Origin of the sequence: Kitasatospora sp. NPDC058243 (assembly GCF_042882025.1) — a bacterium.
In the GTDB taxonomy this organism is placed as follows: domain Bacteria; phylum Actinomycetota; class Actinomycetes; order Streptomycetales; family Streptomycetaceae; genus Kitasatospora.
The window spans coordinates 1-4,541 of record NZ_JBHVWW010000030.1 but is presented as its reverse complement, the minus strand read 5'-3'; the positions used below and the strand labels follow the sequence as shown (position 1 = coordinate 4,541).

At 70.2% G+C, this 4,541-nt stretch carries 5 protein-coding genes; 1 reads left to right on the top strand and 4 read right to left on the bottom strand.

From position 1 onward, the window contains the following. Positions 1-117: 117 nt before the first annotated feature. Both ACFVX9_RS20430 and ACFVX9_RS20425 read right to left on the bottom strand, forming a co-directional pair. Entirely contained in the window at positions 118-1,023 is a 906-nt protein-coding gene (locus ACFVX9_RS20430) for a sterol desaturase family protein (RefSeq protein WP_387982873.1), read from the bottom strand. A 159-nt stretch (positions 1,024-1,182) separates the two neighbouring features. After that, entirely contained in the window at positions 1,183-1,905 is a 723-nt protein-coding gene (locus tag ACFVX9_RS20425; RefSeq protein WP_387982871.1) for a hypothetical protein, read from the bottom strand. A 429-nt stretch (positions 1,906-2,334) separates the two neighbouring features. On the opposite strand from ACFVX9_RS20425, the gene ACFVX9_RS20420 reads away from it, so the two are divergent. Then, positions 2,335-3,387, top strand: coding sequence for a HEAT repeat domain-containing protein (locus ACFVX9_RS20420; RefSeq protein WP_387982869.1), 1,053 nt, complete (start codon positions 2,335-2,337; stop codon positions 3,385-3,387). 15 nt (positions 3,388-3,402) lie between these two features. On the opposite strand, the gene ACFVX9_RS20415 is transcribed toward ACFVX9_RS20420, so the two are convergent. Continuing rightward, positions 3,403-3,651: a hypothetical protein gene (locus ACFVX9_RS20415; RefSeq protein ID WP_387982867.1), complete on the bottom strand. Its 249-nt coding sequence runs from the start codon at positions 3,649-3,651 to the stop codon at positions 3,403-3,405. A 123-nt stretch (positions 3,652-3,774) separates the two neighbouring features. Continuing rightward, the coding region (locus tag ACFVX9_RS20410; RefSeq protein ID WP_387982865.1) for a sensor histidine kinase at positions 3,775-4,541 on the bottom strand (767 nt) is incomplete at its 5' end.

The window sequence follows — 4,541 nt, the reverse complement described above, 5'->3', positions numbered from 1 at the left end:
CGCTTGGGGAGCTAGGAGCACACACACCCCCCACCCCGCGTTCTCCCCCCCCACCCCACCCCCCCCCCCAAGGGGGCCCTTCCCCCCCCCCCCCCCCCCCCCAGCCCCGGCACAGGATCAGACGCTGCCCGCCTTTTCCTCGACCAGGACGGCGCCGGGCGCCGTTTCGGGCGTGCGCAGCGGGAGCTTGGACCAGCGGAACGGAGCCAGCAGCAGGCCGAGGTAGGAGTCCGGCAGGCGGACCTGGTCGGCCAGGCCGATGTCCTCGGGCGGCATCCGGTCACCGGGCAGGTAGAAGGTCCCGAACAGCAGATCCCACAGGACGACCTTGCCACCGAAGTTCTTGTTGGCTTCGCGCAGGTCCCGCGAGTGGTGCCAGCGGTGCCCCTCCGGTCCGGGCACCAGGTAGTTCAGCGGGCCCAGCCGGACGTCCATGTTGGAGTGCATGGTGACGCCGTGGCAGTTGTAGAAGGTGAGAAGGATGATCAGGCCCGAGAGACTGTGCAGCGTCCACCCGGTCAGGGCCAGCGGGAAGACGATCGCCACGTCGTCGAGGAAGAAGTCGATGGGGTGGAACCGGGCGGAGTTGAGCCAGTAGAGCCGCTCCGAGCTGTGGTGCACCGCGTGGAAGCGCCAGAAGACCCGCGAACCGTGAATCCACCGATGCATCCAGTAGTAGAAGAACTCTCCCACCAGGAGCGCCAGTGCGGCCTGGGCGACGGGAGGCCAACTCGTCGGCCACAACGTGCTGTCCAGCTCTTCGGACAGCAGGACGGATCCGGCGAACAGGACCGAGAGGAACAGCGGCTCGATCAGCCGGGCGACCACCAGCAGGGCCACCAGACTGGAGGTGGCGTCCGACACGACGTCCTTGCGCGAGCGGTTCCAGCCCTCGTAGAACGGCTGGACCCGTTCCAGGACGGCCACGTACACCGAGGCGAAGAGGGTGACCATCGGCACGATGGCCCACTGTGGGAACGAGGTGTCGACCAGGGTGATGGACGCCCCGAGTGTCAGCACCATGAGAATCGGATAGCTGAGATAGCGGATGGTGAAACGCAGGGTTCTGCGCGCGCCGCCGAGTTCTGTTTCCGTCGTTGAATTCATTCCTGATCTCCCCGTGGACTTCTTCGGACTTCTTCAGGCTTCTTCTGCACCCCTCCGCGCGGGACGGGCAGGTATTTATTGGCTTCCGGCGATCTGCTGCCATATCCGAACCGGCCCAAGCGACGCGAATCCGTTTTCCTCGGCGGCCGCCAGCTCCGCGTCCCGCTCATATCCGACCAGGTCGATTCCCGGCGCCTCTTCGTGAGCACAGGAGATGAGACCGGCCCATGTCCGGGCGGATTCCCCCGGGGGGCCGAAGACGTTCGTCACCCCCGCCACACCATGGCTCAGGTGAAGCACGGCTCCCGCCACCAGGCTGTCGCCCGAGAATCCCCCGAGGAAGATCACGTCGTCATCGAGCAGAAGGGTTTCGGGGAACGTGTTCACCGATGTGTCGCCGCCCGCCCATGCCCGCTCCCATGTGCGCAACTCATCGGCACCGGTGATACGCCGCCACCGCTGGTCGGCGCCGCCCCGTGACGCCACCGACGCCGAGGCCGCGACTGCGGCCGGCCGGTGGATCCACTCCGCCTCGATGAGAATTCGATAGTTCCCCGGGAGGAGGTCGGCGTTGGCGAAACTGTCCTTGACGAAAAGCGGCCCAAGCGACGCCTCCCGCAGTACGTCGAGAACCTCAGAGCCGGACATCGACGGGCTCAGGATCACCAGATTCGGGTAGTACGTGAGGTTCTTCTTCAGATTCACCCACGCGACGTCGGAGAGTTCTCCGGAGAACCCGTGCGCCCGACACATCGCCTCGCACCAGGACGAGTTGTTCCGGGCGGCGGCGAGCAGCATCGGCGCCACCGGGGGGTCGGCGGCCGCAGTCCGGCCATGGCCGAACCATCCCACCGCGAAGTCCGCAACCGAGCGAACGGATCGGCACCAACGGACCCACGACTTCGTAACGTCCACCAACTCCCTTTCGTCAAGGCCGACTCCGCAGCCGGCCGGCTTCCGCACCGCCGACCCTTCGAAAGGGATGGGTCCTGTCCGGGAAATCCCCTGACGACCCAGGCCGAGCGCCTTCAACGACCTTCTTGCACATCGGTGTTGCGCGGCGCTCCGCCATGATCGCCCCTGCTCATGACCACGTCAAGATCCTTCCCGGGGGCATCCTGCGACACCCGCACACGCCCGCCGGCGTCGACGCAGCCGTGGACCGGAAGCGCGGTCGGGCCAACAATTCCCGCGCGCACCCGCGGTTTCGTGCACCAGAATGCCCGCATGGAAACGGACACCGTGGCGGAACTGGTCTCCCAGGCACTGTCGGCAATGCGCGCCATCACCGCCTCGGACGACCCGGACGACCACGACGGCTGGAACGAGTACGGCCCGCTGCTGTGGCGGGCGTCCGCCGACGCGGCGGCACTTCCGCTCGGCCTGGAACTCATCGGCTCCGCCGATCCGATCGAGCGCGCGACAGGCTGCGACCTGCTGCGCGACACCATCCACCACCACGAGGCAGTCCGCACCGAAACGGCCACCGCGCTCGTCGCCCTCGCCCAGCGGGAGACCGACGAGCACGTGCTGCGCGCCCTGGCACGCGCGATCGAGAAGACGCACGACCCGCGCGCCGTCCCCGTCCTCGTCACCCTCGCCGGGCACCCCGACGCCGAGGTCCGTGAGGGAGTGGCCCGCTCGTTCGCGGAGGTCCTCACCGGCCTGCCGGACGGGCCGGACATCCGCACCCTCATCGGGCTGACTCAGGACCAGAACCCGCACGTCCGCGACTGGGCGACGTTCACCCTCGGCGTCCAGTCCAGGGCGGACAGCCCCGCGATCCGGGCCGCGCTCTGGGAGCGGACGGCCGACGAGCACGACGAGACCCGCATGGAAGCGATCCACGGACTGGCCAGTCGGCACGACCCCCGCGTCGTCCCGCTCCTGGCCGAACTGATCGGCAACCCCGAGGGCGCACACGTCCTCACGTTCAGCGCGGAGCCGATCACGGGCGACCCCGAACTCCTGCCGCCCCTCCCGGAGTACGAGCCCGGCGACGACTGGACCACCGACGCCGTGAACGCCTGCAACCCGGTGCGGCGGGCCCGCCTGGACGCCTTCGCCTGGGACCTGGTCTGCACGCTCCACCGGCTCCGCCCCGACCTGGACGCCGCCGTCTCGATGGAACGCTGCGGCTGGGGCCGCTCCCTCGACATCCACGCCGCCCCGGAGTCAACGGGCTACGACATCGAGGCGCTGCTCACCCGCGCGGACGGCGACCCCATACGCGCCGCCGAACTGGTCTCAACCGACCTGCCGCGAACCCAGCCCGCCTGATCTAGCCCGACTGATCTAGCTCTTGGTGCCCCTGCCGCGCAGGAGGTCCGCGATGCGCGCGTCGACCTGCTCGCGGTCGTAGCCGCGCCGCACGATCTCGAACGCCGGCGGGGGCGGCGGTGAACCGGCTTCGGACAGGGCGCTGAGGTAGCGGTCGACTTGCTGGCGCTCGTAGCCACGCCGTACCAGGTCAAAGCCACGGAACTCTGGCGTTGTTGACACTTCGCGTGTCCTCCCACCTTCTGTGTCCACGTCCAGCGCCATGGCACTGGCGACGGAAACGCCGGTGCGGCCACCGGTGCCCACCCACCGACAGGCGGCGCCCGAAGATATCAGCGCCGTACGCGGGCAGTCTCCGGACCGTCGGAACCCGTCAACCCCGCCCCGTCAGCCCCGCCCCCTCCGGTCGGGTCGCAGCGGCAGCACCCCGCGGACGCGCCAGCCGTGGGCGTGCGGGCCGGCGGACAGGTCCCCGCCGAGGGCGCCGATCCGCTCGGACAAGCCGGCCAGGCCGGTGCCCCCACCGCCGGGGCGGCGGGCAGGCAGACCGCCGGGGCCGCCCTGCCGTCCGCTGTCGGTGACGGTGACCCGCAGGGCGGGGCCCGGGACGCGAACCACCTCCACCTCCAGCCGGCCCGTGCTCGGGGCGTGCCGGCGGACGTTGGTCAGCGCCTCCAGGACGACGCGGTAGGCCGCGTCCTGGATCGCGCGCGGGGCGGTCCCCGCCAGGCCCGGCTCCAGTTCGAGGGAACCGCCGGCCGTGCCGGACGCCAGGAAGCGGTCGACCATCTCCGGGAGGTCGGCGAGGCCGTGGACCTTGGTCGGCGGCGGTTCGGCGAGCGCGGGCGCCTCCGGGTCGCGCAGGGTCTGCAGGGTGTGGTCCATCGAGTCCAGCGCCCGCAGGCCGGCCGCCTCCAGGCGGGACAGGAGCTCGCTGTTCTCCTCTTCGTCGTAGGCGCTGACCTGGGCGGCCTGGACCTCCAGCAGGATCCCGGTCAACTCGTGGGCGACGAAGTCGTGGAGATCCCTGCCCACGTCGAGCCGCTGCTCCCGGCGGGCCCGCTGGACGGCGCGGGCCCGCTGGTTGTCCTGGCCCCGCAGGTAGAGCCCGACGCCGACGGCGCAGGCCACCGGGAACATCGCCATGGCGACGG